Annotated in this window: 20 protein-coding genes; 14 read left to right on the forward strand and 6 right to left on the reverse strand. The window is 69.2% G+C overall.

The window, feature by feature from the left end; all coding sequences use genetic code 11:
* Nucleotides 1–246 precede the first annotated feature (246 nt).
* From GH664_RS18855 to GH664_RS18920, 14 genes are all read left to right on the forward strand, one after another.
* Complete coding sequence (locus tag GH664_RS18855; protein WP_228111617.1) at nt 247–570, forward strand: DUF2782 domain-containing protein; 324 nt, start codon at nt 247–249, stop codon at nt 568–570.
* Entirely contained in the window at nt 549–1,133 is a 585-nt protein-coding gene (locus GH664_RS18860) for a DNA-deoxyinosine glycosylase (RefSeq protein WP_228111618.1), read from the forward strand. Before GH664_RS18855 ends, GH664_RS18860 begins: the two co-directional genes overlap by 22 nt.
* 72 nt (nt 1,134–1,205) lie before the next feature.
* Nucleotides 1,206–2,159 carry a homoserine kinase gene (locus tag GH664_RS18865; RefSeq protein WP_153169615.1) on the forward strand — a complete coding sequence of 318 codons (954 nt, stop codon included), beginning with the start codon at nt 1,206–1,208 and terminating at the stop codon, nt 2,157–2,159.
* A 117-nt stretch (nt 2,160–2,276) separates the two neighbouring features.
* Complete coding sequence (locus GH664_RS18870) at nt 2,277–3,074, forward strand: BPSS1780 family membrane protein (RefSeq protein ID WP_153169616.1); 798 nt, start codon at nt 2,277–2,279, stop codon at nt 3,072–3,074.
* A 15-nt stretch (nt 3,075–3,089) separates the two neighbouring features.
* Entirely contained in the window at nt 3,090–3,905 is an 816-nt protein-coding gene (locus GH664_RS18875) for a BPSS1780 family membrane protein (protein ID WP_153169617.1), read from the forward strand.
* Nucleotides 3,895–4,584: a nicotinate-nucleotide adenylyltransferase gene (nadD, locus tag GH664_RS18880; RefSeq protein WP_153169618.1), complete on the forward strand. Its 690-nt coding sequence runs from the start codon at nt 3,895–3,897 to the stop codon at nt 4,582–4,584. Before GH664_RS18875 ends, nadD begins: the two co-directional genes overlap by 11 nt.
* A 17-nt stretch (nt 4,585–4,601) precedes the next feature.
* On the forward strand, nt 4,602–4,949 hold the full coding sequence (gene rsfS, locus GH664_RS18885; RefSeq protein ID WP_153169619.1) for a ribosome silencing factor: 348 nt from the start codon (nt 4,602–4,604) through the stop codon (nt 4,947–4,949).
* Between the two features lie 37 nt (nt 4,950–4,986).
* Nucleotides 4,987–5,457, forward strand: coding sequence for a 23S rRNA (pseudouridine(1915)-N(3))-methyltransferase RlmH (gene rlmH / locus GH664_RS18890; protein ID WP_153169620.1), 471 nt, complete (start codon nt 4,987–4,989; stop codon nt 5,455–5,457).
* 253 nt (nt 5,458–5,710) lie between these two features.
* On the forward strand, nt 5,711–6,325 hold the full coding sequence (locus tag GH664_RS18895) for a nucleoside triphosphate pyrophosphatase (protein ID WP_153169621.1): 615 nt from the start codon (nt 5,711–5,713) through the stop codon (nt 6,323–6,325).
* A gap of 116 nt (nt 6,326–6,441) precedes the next feature.
* Complete coding sequence (rng, locus tag GH664_RS18900; protein ID WP_153169622.1) at nt 6,442–7,896, forward strand: ribonuclease G; 1,455 nt, start codon at nt 6,442–6,444, stop codon at nt 7,894–7,896.
* A 7-nt stretch (nt 7,897–7,903) separates the two neighbouring features.
* Nucleotides 7,904–8,854, forward strand: a complete 951-nt coding sequence (locus GH664_RS18905) for a prenyltransferase (RefSeq protein ID WP_153169623.1) — start codon at nt 7,904–7,906, stop codon at nt 8,852–8,854.
* Between the two features lie 115 nt (nt 8,855–8,969).
* Nucleotides 8,970–9,569 carry a Holliday junction branch migration protein RuvA gene (gene ruvA, locus GH664_RS18910; protein WP_153169624.1) on the forward strand — a complete coding sequence of 200 codons (600 nt, stop codon included), beginning with the start codon at nt 8,970–8,972 and terminating at the stop codon, nt 9,567–9,569.
* Between the two features lie 103 nt (nt 9,570–9,672).
* Nucleotides 9,673–10,731, forward strand: a complete 1,059-nt coding sequence (gene ruvB, locus GH664_RS18915) for a Holliday junction branch migration DNA helicase RuvB (RefSeq protein WP_153169625.1) — start codon at nt 9,673–9,675, stop codon at nt 10,729–10,731.
* A gap of 11 nt (nt 10,732–10,742) precedes the next feature.
* Nucleotides 10,743–11,096 carry a hypothetical protein gene (locus tag GH664_RS18920; RefSeq protein ID WP_153169626.1) on the forward strand — a complete coding sequence of 118 codons (354 nt, stop codon included), beginning with the start codon at nt 10,743–10,745 and terminating at the stop codon, nt 11,094–11,096.
* Between the two features lie 45 nt (nt 11,097–11,141).
* Here GH664_RS18920 and GH664_RS18925 read toward each other — a convergent pair whose 3' ends face one another.
* From GH664_RS18925 to GH664_RS18950, 6 genes are all read right to left on the reverse strand, one after another.
* Nucleotides 11,142–11,636: a hypothetical protein gene (locus GH664_RS18925; protein ID WP_228111619.1), complete on the reverse strand. Its 495-nt coding sequence runs from the start codon at nt 11,634–11,636 to the stop codon at nt 11,142–11,144.
* A gap of 163 nt (nt 11,637–11,799) precedes the next feature.
* Nucleotides 11,800–12,732 (reverse strand): tyrosine recombinase XerC, encoded by a 933-nt coding sequence (locus GH664_RS18930; protein ID WP_153169627.1) that lies wholly within the window; start codon nt 12,730–12,732, stop codon nt 11,800–11,802.
* A complete protein-coding gene (locus GH664_RS18935; RefSeq protein WP_153169628.1) occupies nt 12,717–13,364 on the reverse strand; it encodes a DUF484 family protein in 648 nt (215 codons plus the stop codon). Before GH664_RS18935 ends, GH664_RS18930 begins: the two co-directional genes overlap by 16 nt.
* Before the next feature lie 83 nt (nt 13,365–13,447).
* Nucleotides 13,448–14,281, reverse strand: a complete 834-nt coding sequence (gene dapF / locus GH664_RS18940; RefSeq protein WP_153169629.1) for a diaminopimelate epimerase — start codon at nt 14,279–14,281, stop codon at nt 13,448–13,450.
* A 24-nt stretch (nt 14,282–14,305) separates the two neighbouring features.
* Nucleotides 14,306–15,175: a lysophospholipid acyltransferase family protein gene (locus tag GH664_RS18945; protein WP_153169630.1), complete on the reverse strand. Its 870-nt coding sequence runs from the start codon at nt 15,173–15,175 to the stop codon at nt 14,306–14,308.
* Nucleotides 15,172–16,143 (reverse strand): lysophospholipid acyltransferase family protein, encoded by a 972-nt coding sequence (locus GH664_RS18950; RefSeq protein ID WP_153169631.1) that lies wholly within the window; start codon nt 16,141–16,143, stop codon nt 15,172–15,174. The genes GH664_RS18945 and GH664_RS18950 overlap by 4 nt, the downstream gene beginning before the upstream one ends.
* Between the last annotated feature and the right edge of the window lie 175 nt (nt 16,144–16,318).

A 16,318-nucleotide genomic window follows, 5' to 3' on the forward strand; every position in this document is an offset into this window, starting at 1 on the left:
GTTTGTGGTCGTTTCGACACTTCCACTTTGGCACATCGATGCCGTCAGGTAACAGGAGGGCTCTTCTCATTGAAGAGCACTGCGGACCCATACCTGAGGCGGGAGGGAGGCGTCCATTACATCTCCTGCACAGGCGGAAGCGCTCACCCCGTCGTAGGAGCGGGCTTGACCGCGACCCGGAAGCCGCCGCGCTGCAGCCTTCGCCCCGCGAACCGGCTAGAATTGGCGCATATCCAGGAGAACACCATGCGCCGCACCCTGATCGCCCTGCTGCTTGCCGCCGCGCTGCCGGCCTTTGCGCAGCAGCGACCGCAACTCGAGCCCATTCCCGAGCCGCCCCCGCCGCCGCCCGGCATGAGCGACATCGAAGAGCCGCAGGTGACCATCGTCAAACGCGGCGAGGACACGGTGCAGGAGTACCGCATCCGCGGCAAGCTCTACATGGTGAAGGTGACGCCGCCGCACGGCGTGCCCTACTACCTGATCGACAAGGAAGGCACCGGTCAGATGGTGCGCGACGACACCGCGCCGACGCTGTCGGTGCCGATGTGGGTGATCAAGTCCTGGTGAGGACTGCGCCGCAGGTCTGCAGCTTTGGGCCGGTGTGCCGTGCCGATGCGCGGGTGCTGATCCTCGGCAGCATGCCGGGCGAGGCTTCGCTGGCGGCGGCGCAGTACTACGCCCATCCGCGCAACGCGTTCTGGCCCATCATGGGCCGGCTGTTCGGCGCCGGACTCGAGCTACCCTACGCCGAGCGCCTGGCGCGGCTCAACGATGCCGGCGTCGCGCTGTGGGACGTGATCGCGCGCTGCCGCCGCCCGGGCAGCCTGGACAGCGCGATCGACCGCGACAGCGTCGAGGCCAACGATTTCGCTCGCCTGTTCGGCGCCTGCCCGCAGATCAGGCATGTTTTCTTCAACGGCGGCACAGCCGAAGCGGCCTTCCGCCGCCATGTGCGTCTGCCGCCGGGGCTGCGGCCGCTGCGCTTCGCACGACTGCCCTCGACCAGTCCGGCGCATGCGGCGCGCGACTTCGCCGCCAAGCTCGCCGCCTGGCAGGCAGTGCGCGAGGCTCTCGCCGATGCCGAGGCCGCCTCGACACCGCGCCCGCACGCACTGGCGTACGCCGCCTGAGCCGCCGCCCAACATTCATTTGTCCGTCGCAACCCCAGCAACTCCAGCAACCTCTGCAACCACTCGCACGCCATGTCCGTCTTCACTTCCGTTCCCGAATCCGTCCTCGCCGACTGGCTCAAGAATTATGCGATCGGCCGCCTCGTCGAGCTGAAGGGCATTTCGGCCGGGGTGCAGAACAGCAACTTCTTCGTCACCACCACGCTCGGGCGCTACGTGCTGACGCTGTTCGAAGGCATTCCGCGCGCCGAGCTGCCCTATTACCTGCACCTGATGGCGCATCTCGCGCGCCACGGCCTGCCGGTGCCGGCACCGATCGCCAACCGCGACAACGAATACCTCGGCACGCTGCAGGAGCGGCCTGCCGCCCTGGTGGTGCGGCTGTCCGGCACCTCGGTGATGGAACCCGGCACCCAGCACTGCGAGAAGGTCGGCGCCATGCTGGCCGGCCTGCACCTGGCGGGCCAGTCCTACGGCCGTCGCCAGGACAATCCGCGCGGCCCGGCCTGGCGCGCGGCCACCGCGCAGGCGGTGCGCAGCTTCCTGCCGGCCGACGAGCAGGCCCTGCTCGACGCGGAAGTGGCCTTCCAGGCCCGGGTGAATGCCGCCGAACTGCCGGCCGGCGCAATCCATGCCGACCTGTTCCGCGACAACGTGCTGTGGGACGCCGATGAGGCCGGCAACGCGCACATCGGCGGCGTGATCGATTTCTACTTCGCCGGCTACGACGCGCTGCTGTTCGATGTCGCCGTCACGGTGAACGACTGGTGCGCCAACGCCGACGGCACGCTGGACTTCGCCCGCTGCACCGCGCTGCTGCAGGCCTACGACGCCGAGCGCCCCTTCACCGCCGCCGAGCGCACGGCGTGGCCGGCGATGCTGCGCGCAGCCGCGTTCCGCTTCTGGATGTCGCGCGCCGCCGACTTCCACCTGCCGCGCGCTGGCGAGATGGTGCTGGTGAAGAACCCCGACGAATACCGCGACATCCTGCGCCTGCGCGCCGCCGGCGTGCCGCCGCTGCCGTGACGACCCGCCTTTGAACTCGCCCTGGCCATGGGCTAGCATCGACGGCGGGCATCGTCGCCGACGGCTTTCGAACGCCAGCCCTCGCCCACCCGCCCGCCCTGAACGCCTCCGAATCCGATGACCCGTACCCCGCATCCGCACAACCATCCCCAGCCCGGCACGGTGACGCCCGCCCAGGCGCTGCAGTGGCTCGCCACCGGCTGGCAGTTGTTCATGAAGAGCCCGGGCGTGTGGCTGGCGCAGTCGGCCGTCTTCATCGTCATTCTGGCCGCGCTGGGCTTCGTGCCCTTCATCGGCTGGGCGGTCACGCCGGTGGCGCTGCCGGTGCTGAGCGCCGGCATGCTGTCGGGCGCGCTGGCGCTGGAGCGCGGCGAGGCGCTGCGCGTGGGCCATCTGTTCGACGGCCTGCGCCGTCACGCCGGCAACCTGCTGATGGTGGGCGGATTCCACCTGCTCGGCACGCTGCTCGCGGCGCTGATCGCTGCGGCCATCGGCGGCAGCGCGGTGCTCACCGGCATGCTGGTGGGCGCCTTTGCCGGCATGGGCATGGCCGCCGGCGGCATGATGTTCGGCGTGCTGGTGTTCACCGTGCTGTGGTCGCTGCTGATGATGGCGCTGTGGTTCGCGCCGGCGCTGGTGATGCTGCACGACGTCGCTCCGCTCGAGGCGATGAAGCTCTCCGCCCAGGCCTGCTTCCGCAACCTGCTGACCTTCGTCGTGCTGGCCGCGATGCTCTACGTGCTGGTGTGGGTGGCGATGCTCCCGGCCGGCCTCGGCATGCTGGTGCTGGTGCCGGTGCTGGCCGGTGCCCTGCTCGAAGCCTGGCAGGACACTTTCCACGCCCGCCCCGCGCTGCCTGCGCCCACATCCGCACCTGCGCGTGCGCAGGACGACGACGCGCCACCCGTGGCCTAGCCTTTCAGACCCCCAATGCAAGCAAACCAACTCCCCATGCAGCGCGGCTGGGCCTGGCTGCGCGACGGCCTCGCCCTGTGGCTGCGCAACCCCGCCCTGCTGACCTTCGCCGCCTTCGGCTACCTGCTGGCGCTGCTCGTCGTCAGCATGTTCCCCTTCGTCGGCCAGGCCATCGCCTCGCTGCTGATGCCGGTGCTGTCGCTCGGCGTGCTCAACGCCTGCCGCGCGGTGGACGCCGGGCGCAAGGTCGGGCCGGACGTGCTGTTCTCCGGCTTCAAGGGCAACCTGCCCGAGCTGATCAAGATCGGCGGCCTCTACCTGGTGGCGAGCTTCGCGGTGCTGTTCCTGACCACGCTGGTGGATGGCGGCACGCTGATGCGGGTGATGACCGGCGGCAAGATCGACGAGGCCGCAGCAGCCGAGCCTGCGTTGACGGTCTCCCTGATCGTGGCACTGGTGCTGTCGACGCCGGTGATGATGGCCTACTGGTTTGCGCCGCTGCTGGCCGGCTGGTGGAAGCTGCCCGCGGCGAAGGCGCTGTTCTTCAGCTTCTACGCTTGCCTGCGCAACTGGCGCCCCTTCCTGGCCTATTCGATCGCGCTGGCGGTGTTCGGCGCGCTGCTGCCCGGGCTGATCGTCGGGGTGATCGGCATGGTGTCGCCGACGCTGGCCACCCTGCTGTCCGTCCCGGTGCCGCTGGTGCTGGTGCCGGTGGTGTTCGCCAGTTTCTACGTGAATGCGCGCGAGGTGTTCGGCCTGCCGGGCGATGTCCTGGCAACCGCCGTGCCCGGCGACACGCCGCCCGAGGATCACCCCGGCGATGCCGGCTGAAACGCGCGCAGGCGGCAGCGCCGCCGGTCCGCTGGGCGTGCTCGGCGGCACCTTCGACCCCATCCACTTCGCCCACCTGCGCCTTGCCGAGGAAGCGCGCGAGGCGCTGTCGCTGGCGCGCGTGCGCCTGATCCCGGCCGGCCAGCCGCCGCACCGCGGCGCCCCCGGCTCCACCGCCGATGATCGCCTGGCGATGGCGCACCTGGCGGTGGCGGGCAATCCGGGCCTGGAGATCGACGACGGCGAGGTGCGCTCGGCGCAGAAGAGCTACACCGTGCTGACGCTGGAGCGCCTGCGCACCGAGCTCGGGCCACAACGACCGCTGGTGCTGATCCTCGGCGCCGACGCCTTTGCCGGCCTGCCGACCTGGCACCGCTGGAGCGAAATCTTCGCGCTCGCCCACGTCGCGGTGGCCAACCGCCCGGGCTACGCGCCGCACGGCCGGCGCTGGCCGTCGGTGCTGTCGCCCGAGCTGGATGCAGCCTGCGGCGGCCGCGTCACCAACGACGCGGCGGACTTGCGCTACCAGCCGGCCGGCCGCGTGATCCCCTTCGACATGACGCCGCTGGCGATCTCCGCCTCGCTGATCCGCGACCTGCTGCGCAACGGCCACAGCGCCCGTTACCTGCTGCCGGACGCGGTTCTCGACTATATTGATTCGCACAACCTCTATCGCTGACCCCAAGCAGACATTCCATGGACACACTCCAGTTGCAGCAGCTCGTCATTTCCGCCCTCGAGGACATCAAGGCGCGCGACATCGAAACCATCGACACCAGCAAGGTCACCGCGCTGTTCGACGCCATCGTCGTGGCCAGTGCCGAATCCGGCCGCCAGACGCGGGCGCTGGCGCGCAACGTCGTCGACAAGGTGAAGGAAGCCGGCGGCGAGGTGATCAGCGTGGAGGGCGAGGACAGCGGCGAATGGGTGCTGGTGGATCTCGGCAGCATCGTCGTGCACATCATGCAGCCGGCAGTGCGCTCCTATTACAAGCTCGAGGAGCTGTGGTCCACGACGCCGGCGAGCCGGCGCAGCGCGGCCTGATTCCGCCGCTGTCGGCCCTCGCGCCACTGCATCGCGCATGAAGCTCTACGTCGTCGCTGTCGGCCATCGCATGCCGTCCTGGGTGGAGGCCGGCTTCGACGAGTTCGCCCGCCGCATGCCGCGCGAGCTGCCGCTGCAGCTCGTCGAGGTGAAGGCCGAACCGCGCAGCGGCGGCAAGACGGTGGACGCGATGATGACGGCCGAAGCGACGCGCATCGAAGCCGCACTGCCGCCGCGCTGCCGCCGCGTGATCCTGGACGAACGCGGCGCCGATCTCACCACCATGGCGCTGGCCCGCCGGCTGGAGGCGTGGCAGGGCGAAGGCCAGGACGTGGCGCTCATCGTGGGCGGCCCGGACGGCCTGGCGCCGGCATTCAAGGCCAGCGCGCATGAAGCCATCCGCCTGTCCAGCCTGACCCTGCCCCACGCCCTGGTGCGCCCGCTGCTGGCCGAGGCGCTTTACCGCGCGTGGTCGGTGCTGCGCAACCATCCCTACCATCGCGAGTAGAGACCGGAAAATGAGGCGCCAGCAACGCTGCAGGCCTGGCGGCGGGTGAGGTGCGGAGCAGACGAGCACTGCTCGAGTCCCGAGCGCAGCGAGGTCGAGTTGCGCAGTCTGACGGAGCACCTCACCCGCCGCCAGGCCGGATTCGCAGCACGCGCCTACCCGCAAGGCGCCACGCACAAATGCGCGTAGAATGCGGTCAAGCCGTCTGCCTACCCCGATCCGTTGCTGGTCTGGTCAACACCGCCCCTCGCAGATGAATCCACCTCGCATCTATCTCGCTTCCAAGAGCCCGCGCCGCCGCGAACTGCTGCGGCAGATCGGCGTGCATTTCGACGTGCTGACCTTCCGCGCCGGCGAGCGCGGTGACGACGCTGACGTGGATGAATCCCCGCTGCCAGACGAGGACGTCGAGCGCTATGTCGAGCGCATCGCGCTGACCAAGGCCCAGGCAGGCGTGCGGCGCGTGCTGTGGCGCAAGATGCTGCGCCAGCCGGTGCTGTCGGCCGACACCACGCTCGAGGTCGATGGCGAGATCGTCGGCAAGCCAGCCGACGCGGCCGATGCCCACGCCATCCTCAGGCGGCTTTCAGGACGCAGCCACCGCGTGCTGACTGCGGTGGCGATGAGCGACGGCGAGCGCACGCGCAGCCGCCTGTCGGTAAGCGATGTGCGCTTCCGCACCCTCAGCGACCAAGACATCCGCCACTACGTCGCCAACGGCGAGCCGATGGACAAGGCCGGCGCCTACGGCATCCAGGGCCACGCGGCGATCTTCATCGAGGAGATCCGCGGCAGCTACTCCGGGATCATGGGCCTGCCGCTGTTCGAAACCGCGCAATTGCTCGACGCCTTCGGCTATCCTCTGTAACTTCGCGCGCGGTCTCAGCAGGGCCGACGCCGGCCCGCGCCCACGATGAGCCATGCGCAATGGCGCACGCAAGCCACGCGTGCGCCATTGCGCATTTCCCATTGTCCCAGCGCGCCATGAGCATCGAATTCCTCATCAACTGCACGCCGCAGGAAACGCGGGTGGCGATCGTCGAACAGGGCGTCGTGCAGGAACTGCACGTCGAACGCACCGCGAGTCGCGGCATTGTCGGCAACATCTACCTCGGCAAGGTGGTGCGGGTGCTGCCGGGCATGCAGTCGGCATTTATCGACATCGGCCTGGAGCGCACCGCCTTCCTGCACGTGGCGGACATCTGGAGCGACCGCCAGAACGGCGAGGGCGCGCGGCCGATCGAGAAGATCCTCGCCGAAGGCCAGAGCCTGATGGTGCAGGTGCTGAAGGACCCGATCGGCACCAAGGGCGCGCGGCTGTCTACGCAGATCAGCATCGCCGGCCGGCTGCTGGTCTACCTGCCGCAGGAGAAGCACATCGGCATCTCCCAGCGCATCGAGGACGAGGCCGAGCGCGAGGCGCTGCGCGCGCGGCTCACCCGCCTGGTGCCGGCCGACGAACCGGGCGGCTTCATCGTGCGAACGATGGCCGAATCCGCCTCCGACGACGAGCTTGCCGCCGACATCGCCTACCTGCGCAAGCTCTGGCGCGAGATCGGCAACAGCACCACCGGCGCGTTTCCACCCAAGGTACTGCACGAAGATCTCGGCCTGGGCCAGCGCACGCTGCGCGACCTGGTCACCGACGACACCAGCCGCATCCGCATCGATTCGCGCGAGAACTTCCACAGGTTCGGCGCCTTCGCCGCCGAATACACGCCCAAGGTGCTGCCGCTGCTCGAGCACTACAGCGGCGACCGCCCGCTGTTCGACCTCTACAACATCGAAGAGGAGATCCAGAAGGCGCTCGCGCGCCGGGTGGATCTCAAGTCCGGCGGCTACCTGATCATCGACCAGACCGAGGCAATGACCACCGTCGATGTGAACACCGGCGGCTTCGTCGGCGCACGCAACTTCGACGACACCATCTTCAAGACCAACCTCGAGGCCACCCATGCCATCGCGCGCCAACTGCGGCTGCGCAACCTCGGCGGCATCATCATCATCGACTTCATCGACATGGAGAACGTCGAGCACCGCGAGATGGTGCTCGACGAGTTCCGCAAGGTCTTGTCGCGCGACCACACCAAGATGAGCATCAACGGCTTCACCGCGCTCGGCCTGGTGGAGATGACGCGCAAGCGCACCCGCGAATCGCTCGCCCACCTGCTGTGCGAGCCCTGCCCCACCTGCGGCGGGCGCGGCGAGGTGAAGACGGCACGCACCGTGGCCTACGAGATCCTGCGCGAACTGATTCGCGAGGCACGCCAGTTCAACGCCAAGGAGTTCCGCGTGCTCGCCGGGCCGGACGTGATCGACCTCTTCCTGGACGAGGAAAGCCAGTCGCTGGCAATGCTGTCGGACTTCATCGACAAGAAGATCTCGCTGCACGCCGAGGCCAGCTACACGCAGGAGCAGTTCGACATCGTGCTGCTGTAGCCGCGCCGTGACCTCCAGCGCACCTCCACGCGAACCACAGGCCGCGCAGTTGCGCAGCGGACTCGCCCGCTACTTCGCCGCGACGCGGCCGGCCTTCCTGACGGTGACGCTGGTCGGCTGCCTGATCGGGCTCGCCGCCGCGCACCGCGACGGCGTGGGCATCGAGGCGCTGACAGCGCTGGGCACGGTGCTGCTGGCCCTGGTCGTGCATGCCGGCGTGAATGTCATCAACGATTACCACGATGCACGCAACGGCGCCGACGCGGCCAACACCCGTCGCCTGTTTCCCTTCACCGGCGGCAGCCGCTTCATCCAGAACGGTGTGCTGAGCGAGCGTGCCGTCGGCCGCTACGGCTACCTGCTGCTCGGCGCGGTGGTGCCGGCCGGACTGCTGCTCGCCTGGCAGGCGGGCGCGGGGCTGCTCGCCATAGGCGCCACAGGGCTCTTCGTCGGCTGGGCCTACTCCGCGCCGCCGCTGGCGCTGATGAGCCGCGGCCTGGGCGAGCTGGCGATCACCGCCGGCTGGCTGCTGGTGGTGGTCGGTAGCGATTACGTGCAGCGCCACGCCTTCGCGCCACTGCCGCTCGCGGCGGGGCTGTCGTATGCGTTGCTGGTGGCGAACCTGCTGTTCATCAACCAGTTCCCCGACCACGATGGCGATGCCGCGGCCGCGAAGCGCACGCTGGTGGTGCGGCTCGGTCCGCAGGTGGCGAAATGGGGCTACCTGCTGATCGCCATCTTTGCCTACGGCTGGCTGGTGGCGATGGTGGCACGCGAGGTGCTGCCACAGCAGACCGCTGCGGCAGCGATGACGCTGGTGCTGTCGTTTTCCGCGGCGCGCGAGCTGCTGCACCACGCGGAGGACCCGCCGGCACTGGCGCCGGCGATCAAGCGCACCATACTCGCCACCAACCTGCATGGCCTGCTCCTCGCCGCAGCGCTGGCCTGGGGGCGATGAGGCCGGCGTTGCCACCCAGGCGGTGGCATGCGCGCCTGTACAAAGATTCACTTTCCGCGCGTAAGCCTCGGCGCGCGCTGGTAGACTTCGCGCAAACAGCCTCGCCCGGAACATCATGATCGGACGCCTCACCGGCACCCTGCTGGAAAAGAACCCGCCGCAGATCCTCGTCGACGTGCACGGCGTCGGCTACGAGCTGGACGTGCCGATGAGCACCTTCTACGGCTTGCCGGCCGTCGGCGCGCAGGTGAGCCTGCGCACCCACTTCGTCGTGCGCGAGGACGGACACTTCCTGTTCGGCTTCGCCACCGACGAAGAGCGCGCCACCTTCCGCCAGTTGCTCAAGGTGTCGGGCATCGGCGCGCGCATGGCGCTGGCGGTGCTGTCCGGGCTGTCGGTGAATGACCTCGCGCAGGCGGTGGCGCTGCAGGAGGCCGGGCGACTGGTGAAGATTCCCGGCATCGGCAAGAAGACCGCCGAGCGCCTGCTGCTGGAACTGCGCGACAAGCTCGGCAAGGCGTTGCCCAGCGTCGCCGGCGCGCGCCTCGCCGCCCTGCCAGACGCGGCGCCGGACGCCAGGAGCGACATCCTCAACGCCCTGCTGGCGCTGGGCTACAACGAACGCGAGGCGCTGGGCGCGATGAAGGGCCTGGCCGAGGACGTGGGCGTGTCCGAGGGCATCCGTCAGGCGCTGAAGGCCTTGTCGAAATCATGACCCGGCGCGCGCCTACTTCAAGCAGGAACGGACCTGGCCGCAACCGGCGCCCAATCGCGCCCAGGTCCGCGCCCACCGTGCAGACCGCACCGTCAAGATAGCCATGATCGAGACCGACAAGCTCCGCGCCGGCACGCCCGAGCGCCTGATCTCCGCCCAGCCGGCGGACCGCCAGGAAGACGCGATCGAGCGTGCGCTGCGCCCCAAGCGCCTGGCCGAGTACGTCGGCCAGAGCAAGATCCGCGAGCAACTCGAGATCTTCATCCAGGCCGCGCGCCGCCGCCAGGAAGCGCTCGACCACGTGCTGCTGTTCGGCCCGCCCGGCCTGGGCAAGACCACGCTGGCCCACATCGTCGCCGCCGAGATGGGCGTGAACCTGCGCCAGACCTCCGGCCCGGTGCTGGAGCGCGCCGGCGATCTCGCCGCGCTGCTCACCAACCTCGAACCGCACGACGTGCTTTTCATCGACGAGATCCACCGCCTGTCGCCGGTGGTGGAGGAGATCCTCTACCCGGCGCTGGAAGACTTCCAGATCGACATCATGATCGGCGAGGGCCCGGCGGCACGCTCGGTGAAGCTCGACCTGCCGCCCTTCACGCTGGTCGGCGCCACCACCCGCGCCGGCATGCTGACCAACCCGCTGCGCGACCGCTTCGGCATCGTGTCGCGGCTGGAGTTCTACACGCCGGAGGAACTGGCCTTCATCGTCAGCCGCTCGGCGCGCCTGCTCAACGTCGCCATCGACGATGCCGGCGCGCTGGAGATCGCGCGCCGCGCGCGCGGCACGCCGCGCATCGCCAACCGCCTGCTGCGACGCGTGCGCGACTATGCCGAGGTGAAGGCCAGCGGACACATCAGCAGCAGGGTGGCCGATGCGGCGCTGAAGATGCTGGACGTGGATTCGCTCGGACTGGACCTGATGGACCGCAAGCTGCTCGGCGCGATGCTGGAGAAATTCGGCGGCGGGCCGGTCGGCCTGGACAACATCGCCGCAGCGATCGGCGAATCGACCGACACCATCGAGGACGTCATCGAGCCCTACCTGATCCAGCAGGGCTACCTGCAACGCACGCCGCGCGGACGCATGGCGACGCATTCGATCTGGCAGCATTTCGGCCTGGCGCCACCGCGCGCCGGTGGCGCCGACTTGTTCGGACAATAGCGCCGCACCTCATGCGCAGCTTTCAGGTACTGATGTTCACGCTGTGCCTGGTCGGCGGCCTCTACCTGGTGACGCAGGCGCCGGATTTCTTCATGCCCGACCGCTGGAACCCGGCAAGCGGCTGGCAGTTCGGCGCCACCGCCTCGCGCCTGCTGGGCGGCGGCTTGCTCGCCACGGCCGCAGCGGGGGCGAACTATCTGCAGAATTTCTATTACAGCGACAGGCGCCGCCTGCCCGGCCCTGCGGCGCAACGGCGCCACTTCATGCTGCTGGCGCTGGCGTTGGCACTGATCGCCGCGGCCTTGGTGACGGCCGTACCGACGCCCAACCCCGACTACCGCCCGCCGGCCGCACAGCGGCAGTGATCCGTCCCGGCGCATTCTGTCCGATACCCGGCGCCGCGCGTCGACTCACTCGCCCAGCAGCCGCCGAGCCCGATCCGCGGTTTCGACGATCTCGCCAAGCTGACGCGACGCGAGCAGCGAACCGAAGTGAGTCAGCGCTTCATGCGTGACGAAGAGGTGGCCATTCTCGCGTCGGCTGATCCAGCCCAGCTCGATCAGGCGGGAGATCTTGCGCCGCACCGTCTCGCGCGGCAGGCCGGTGGCGGCCGCGATCGAATAGGCATTGCAGGGGCGCAACAGACAGTCTTGCGGACCAGTACAGGGCTCTTCCGACTTGGGATCGTGGTCGCCGTTCTCCCTCGCGCCAATATTGTGCAGCGCGATTTCACCAAGCAGGATGGGCAGCAGGATGTCGCGATCGAACTCCTCGAACCAGCGCTTGAGGTTTCGGATCTCGTGTCGCGCGAGCAGCAGCGCGACCGGCTTGAGAAGGCGCGTGGGTGACGGGTCGGCGCAGGCCGCATCAGTTGCGGCCGCATTTTTATCGTTTCTGGTGGGCATGTCCGCGTTTACGGTAAAAAACGGTGTGCGCTTGACCCACCGACCGACAATCGTGCCTTTGTTATTAGGTTTCGATCATTTTCTAATCTTGGAGCGCGAGGATATCCGAAGCCAGGCGGCAGCCCCTGTGACCAAGTACCCAAAGTGGGCGCTTGAATACTTCTTATGAAGCAGGGCCAGACTTTTTCGCTCGCGGATGGGCCGCGTCATACACCTTGGCGAGATGCTGGAAATCGAGATGGGTGTACACCTGGGTGCTGCGGATGCTGGCGTGGCCGAGCAGTTCCTGCACCGCGCGCAGGTCGCCGCTCGACTGCAGCAGGTGGCTGGCGAAGCTGTGGCGCAGCATGTGCGGATGGACATGCACGCCCAGACCCAGGCTGCTGGCACGCAACGCCAGCCGGCTGCGGATGGCGCTCGCGCTCATGCGCCGGCCGCTGCGGGTGACGAACAGCGCGGGCTCCGCCGCGCAGGGCAGTTGCGCGCGCGCCGCCGACCAGGCGCGCAGTGCGGCCCACGCCTTCTCGCCGACCGGCACGCTGCGGCTGCGGCCGCGCTTGCCGGTGACGGTGACCATGCCTTCCGCCGCATCCAGGCCCTTGCCCACATCCAGCGCAGCCAGTTCGGCCAGGCGCAGGCCGGAGGAGTAGAACAGCTCGAACATCGCCAGGTCGCGGACTTCGAGCACGCTGTCGGGCGCCGGGTCGAGCAGGGCCTGCGCCTGGTCCGGCGACAGCACGCGCGGCAGGCGCGCCGGCGACTTCGGCGCGCGCAGGCCATCGACCGGGTTGGCACGCAGGCCACGGTGGCGGATCAGCCAGCGATACAGGCCGCGCCACGCCGACAGGCAGCGCGCGATGGATCGTCCTGACAGGCCCCCCGCGTGCAGGCGGCCGATGAAGCGGCGGATGTCGTGCGCAGTGAGCACGGCGACGTCGCGCCCGTCAGCGAGCCGCTGCAGCGCGGCCAGGTCCTTGCGGTAGGCCTGCAGCGTCAGCGGCGCAGCGCGGCGCTGCGTCGCCAGCCAGGCGAGCCACTCCTCGCCGGCCGGAGGCAGGGCCGCGGCTCCGGCGTCTTCGTTCAGGCGCTCACGCACGTCAAGGCGGCGGCCACCAGGTCGCCGATGCGGCCGAGGTAGAGCGTGCCCATCTCCGGGTAGAAGCGCTCGGGTTCGGCGCTGCCCAGGGCCAGCGCGCCCACCGTCTCGCCGCGATGGCGCAGCGGGATCAACGCGATCGAGCGCACATGCGGCGCGGCTTCGCCGAACCAGCTCAGCACCTCGATGCTGTCCGGCGCGCCGCAGTAGGGATGGCGCAGGCCTTCGACGTGATTGCGCACGGCCTGGCCGACCGCAGCGTCGGCATCCTCCGCGGCCGCGTCGCGCCACAGCCGCAGCGCGACGTGCGGTACCGAGAAATCCTCCTGCAGGCTGGCGAACACGGCATGCCGCAAGCCGGCCAGGCTGCGCCCCTCGAGCAGCGCCACGGCGAGGTGGTGCACCTTCTCGCTGATGTCGTCGTTCTCTTCGCCGAAGCGGATCAGCTCCGACAGTTTTTGCTCAAGCTGCCCGATCTTGTCGCGCAACGCGTGCAACTGGCGCTCGGCAAGCGAGATTGCCTGGCCGCCGTGGGTCGGATGCGGCACCGTCAGGCGGGTGAACAGCTCGCCGTGCTCGCTGAGGAAATCGGGGTTGTCGCGCAGGTAGCGGGCGACGTCTTCGGCATTCATCAAGGCAGCTCCAGCCGGGCGCAGCGGGCCCGGATCAAGGCCGGATCAGTTCCGGCAGGAAATGGCAGAATTTCGGTGCAGACTCAGGCGAGCTCCATCTCGCCTTCGAACACGGTCATCGCGGGGCCGGTCATCAGCACCGGCGCGCCCTCGCCCGCCCAGGCGATCTCCAGCGCGCCGCCGCGGGTATCCACGCGCACCGGCGATTCCAGCAGGCCGCGGAGGATGCCGGCGACCACCGCCGCGCAGGCGCCGGTGCCGCAGGCGAGCGTCTCGCCCGCGCCCCGCTCGAACACGCGCAGGCGGATGTGATGGTCATCTACCACCTGCATGAAGCCCGCATTGACGCGCGCCGGAAAGCGCGCGTGGCGCTCGATCAGCGCGCCCTGCGCGACGACCGGCGCGGCGTCGACGTCGGCCACCACCTGCACCGCGTGCGGGTTGCCCATCGACACCGCAGTGATCGCCACCGTGTCGGCGCCGACCTGCAGCGGCTGTACCACCGCGTCGGACTCGGACACGAAGGGAACGTCGGCCGGCTTCAGCACCGGCACGCCCATGTCCACCGTCACCAGGCCATCGTCGCGCAGGCGCGGCGCGATGATGCCGGCACGCGTCTCGACGCGGATCTCACGCTTGTCGGTGAGCGCGTGGTCGTGCACGAAGCGCACGAAGCAGCGCGCGCCGTTGCCGCACTGCTCCACCTCGCCGCCGTCGGCGTTGAAGATGCGGTAGCGGAAATCCACGCCCGGCTGGGTCGCTGGCTCGACCACCAGCAACTGGTCGCAGCCCACGCCGAAATGACGATCGGCGATGGCGGTGACGCGCGCGGGCGTGAGGTCGACCGCGCCGCGGGTGGCGTCGATCACGACGAAGTCGTTGCCGAGGCCGTGCATCTTGGTGAAGTGCAGTTTCATCTGAGGGGTCCGGAGGTTTTCAGCTCAGTACAGCTTGGGCTCGCCGGGGGGCCGCGTCTTGAAGCGGCGATGCACCCAGTAGTACTGCTCGGGCATGGTGCGGATCACACCCTCGAGCCAGGCGTTCATGCGCGCCACGTCGCCTTCGACATCGGCGCCGGGGAAATTGTCCCACGGTGCGCCGATGTGCAGCACGCAGCCGCCTTCCGGCCGCAGGCGCGCGACGCAGGGCAGCACCACCGCATCCGCCAGCCGCGCCAGTCGCGGCAGGCCGGAGATGGTAGCGGCCGGAATGCCGAAGAAGGGCACGAAGATCGATTCGCGCGGGCCGTAGTCGAGGTCGGGCAGATAGTAGAAGGGCCGCCCCGACTTCATCGCCTTCACCGTGCTGCGCACGCCATCGCTGCGCGACAGCAGCAACTGGTCGCCGAAACGGCTGCGGCCGTGATAGAGCCAGCGGTCGAAGACCTTGTTCTTCTGCCGCGCGTAGATGCTGACGGCGTTGATCTCGAGCGTGAGCCGGGTTCCGGCCATGTCGAGGCCGAGGAAATGCGGCGCCAGCAGGATCACCGCGCGGCCCTCGTCCTGCGCCCGCCGCAGATGCTCCAGGCCGTCGATGGGCACCAGCTCCCGCAGGCGTTCCGCGCTCGCCCACCACAGCAGGCCACGCTCGAGCAGGCTGCGGCCGAGCAGCGCGAAGTGCTGGCGTGCCAGACTCCGGCGCGCGACGTCGTCGAGGTCCGGGAAGCACAGCCGCAGGTTGGTGAGCACCACATGGCGGCGCCAGCGCGCGAACGGATACAGCATCAGGCCGAAGCCGCGCCCCAGCCGCACGAGCAGCGGCAGCGGCAGCAGGTGCAGCAGCCAGATCAGGCCGACGACGAGATGGCTCATCGCTCCCCTCCCGCCGCGCCATCACCCGCCCTGCCCTCAGCCGCACCGGCGCCGGCATCGCGCGCAGGCTCTTCCGCGGCCACCCCTTCGGCCTGCGCCGAGCGCGGCTTCTTGTAGCGGTTGTAACCCCACAGGTATTGCTCGGGACGCAGCATGATCAGGCGCTCGACTTCGCGGTTGATGGTGGCGCAGCGCGCCTCGAGATCGCCTTCCAGCGGCTGCGTCGGCGGGTAGAGGCGCATCACGAAACCTTCGCCGCGCGGCAGGCGCTCGACCCAGCAGTAGATCGTCCGCACGCCCTTCACCTCGGCCAGGCGCGCCGCCAGGGTCATCGTCCACGCCGGACGGCCGAAGAACGGCGCCCACACGCCTTCGCCCGCGCCCGGCACCTGGTCGGGCAGCATGCCCACCGCGCCGCGGCCGCGCAGTGTCTTCACCAGTTGGCGCACGCCCGACAGGTCGGCCGGCGCCGCGCGCAGTTGCGGCCGGCTGCGCCCTTCCTCCATCAGCGGCGCCAGCGCCGACTTGCGCGGCGGCCGGTAGAGCACGGTGATCGGTTCGCGCGTGGCGATGTACTGCGCGTTGATCTCGAAGCAGCCCAGGTGCGGCGTGATGAACAGCAGCCCGGCACCGTCGCGGCGCGCCTCCTCGACCAGCTCCCAGCCTTCGACGCGCACCTTCTGCATGACTTCCTCGACCGGCCGCAGCCACACCCAGGCGATCTCGATGAACTGGCGGCCGGTCTCGGCGATCGCCGCGCGCAGCAGGCGCTCGTCCTCGCGGCCGAGGGCGTTGAACAGGTTCTGCCGCAGGCGGCGGCGGTAGGTTGGCGATGTCGCGTACGTGATCCAGCCAGCCCAGGCACCAAGGCGGTGCAGCCAGGACAGGGGAAGACGGGCGAGAAGGCGGAACAGGGATTGGACGATCACGTCGCTCAGCAGGAAATCACGCTCGGCGGGCCGGAGCATTTGACCTCCGGATGCAGCTTCGTATAATTATGACTTAGCCGCCGAGTTAACTCGACAACTTGCAGGGCGGCCACCGCGGGGCGAAGCGTCCCGATCGGCAAAACAAGTTCTGCTAAAGCGTCGGCTGCTCGAAAGCATCCCCGGAGCCGGCCGCGACGCAAGGCCAGTGCGAATC

The organism is Thauera sp. 2A1 (assembly GCF_009469595.2).
GTDB lineage: Bacteria > Pseudomonadota > Gammaproteobacteria > Burkholderiales > Rhodocyclaceae > Thauera.

Coding starts and splice junctions, on each gene's coding strand:
- rng (WP_153169622.1), top strand. CDS start 6,442: ATGAGCATCGAATTCCTCATCAACTGCACGCCGCAGGAAACGCGGGTG.
- GH664_RS18865 (WP_153169615.1), top strand. CDS start 1,206: ATGTCCGTCTTCACTTCCGTTCCCGAATCCGTCCTCGCCGACTGGCTC.
- GH664_RS18950 (WP_153169631.1), bottom strand. CDS start 16,143: ATGCTCCGGCCCGCCGAGCGTGATTTCCTGCTGAGCGACGTGATCGTC.
- rsfS (WP_153169619.1), top strand. CDS start 4,602: ATGGACACACTCCAGTTGCAGCAGCTCGTCATTTCCGCCCTCGAGGAC.
- dapF (WP_153169629.1), bottom strand. CDS start 14,281: ATGAAACTGCACTTCACCAAGATGCACGGCCTCGGCAACGACTTCGTC.
- GH664_RS18920 (WP_153169626.1), top strand. CDS start 10,743: ATGCGCAGCTTTCAGGTACTGATGTTCACGCTGTGCCTGGTCGGCGGC.
- GH664_RS18925 (WP_228111619.1), bottom strand. CDS start 11,636: ATGCCCACCAGAAACGATAAAAATGCGGCCGCAACTGATGCGGCCTGC.
- rlmH (WP_153169620.1), top strand. CDS start 4,987: ATGAAGCTCTACGTCGTCGCTGTCGGCCATCGCATGCCGTCCTGGGTG.
- ruvB (WP_153169625.1), top strand. CDS start 9,673: ATGATCGAGACCGACAAGCTCCGCGCCGGCACGCCCGAGCGCCTGATC.
- GH664_RS18875 (WP_153169617.1), top strand. CDS start 3,090: ATGCAAGCAAACCAACTCCCCATGCAGCGCGGCTGGGCCTGGCTGCGC.
- GH664_RS18870 (WP_153169616.1), top strand. CDS start 2,277: ATGACCCGTACCCCGCATCCGCACAACCATCCCCAGCCCGGCACGGTG.
- nadD (WP_153169618.1), top strand. CDS start 3,895: ATGCCGGCTGAAACGCGCGCAGGCGGCAGCGCCGCCGGTCCGCTGGGC.
- GH664_RS18855 (WP_228111617.1), top strand. CDS start 247: ATGCGCCGCACCCTGATCGCCCTGCTGCTTGCCGCCGCGCTGCCGGCC.
- GH664_RS18895 (WP_153169621.1), top strand. CDS start 5,711: ATGAATCCACCTCGCATCTATCTCGCTTCCAAGAGCCCGCGCCGCCGC.
- GH664_RS18935 (WP_153169628.1), bottom strand. CDS start 13,364: ATGAATGCCGAAGACGTCGCCCGCTACCTGCGCGACAACCCCGATTTC.
- GH664_RS18945 (WP_153169630.1), bottom strand. CDS start 15,175: ATGAGCCATCTCGTCGTCGGCCTGATCTGGCTGCTGCACCTGCTGCCG.
- ruvA (WP_153169624.1), top strand. CDS start 8,970: ATGATCGGACGCCTCACCGGCACCCTGCTGGAAAAGAACCCGCCGCAG.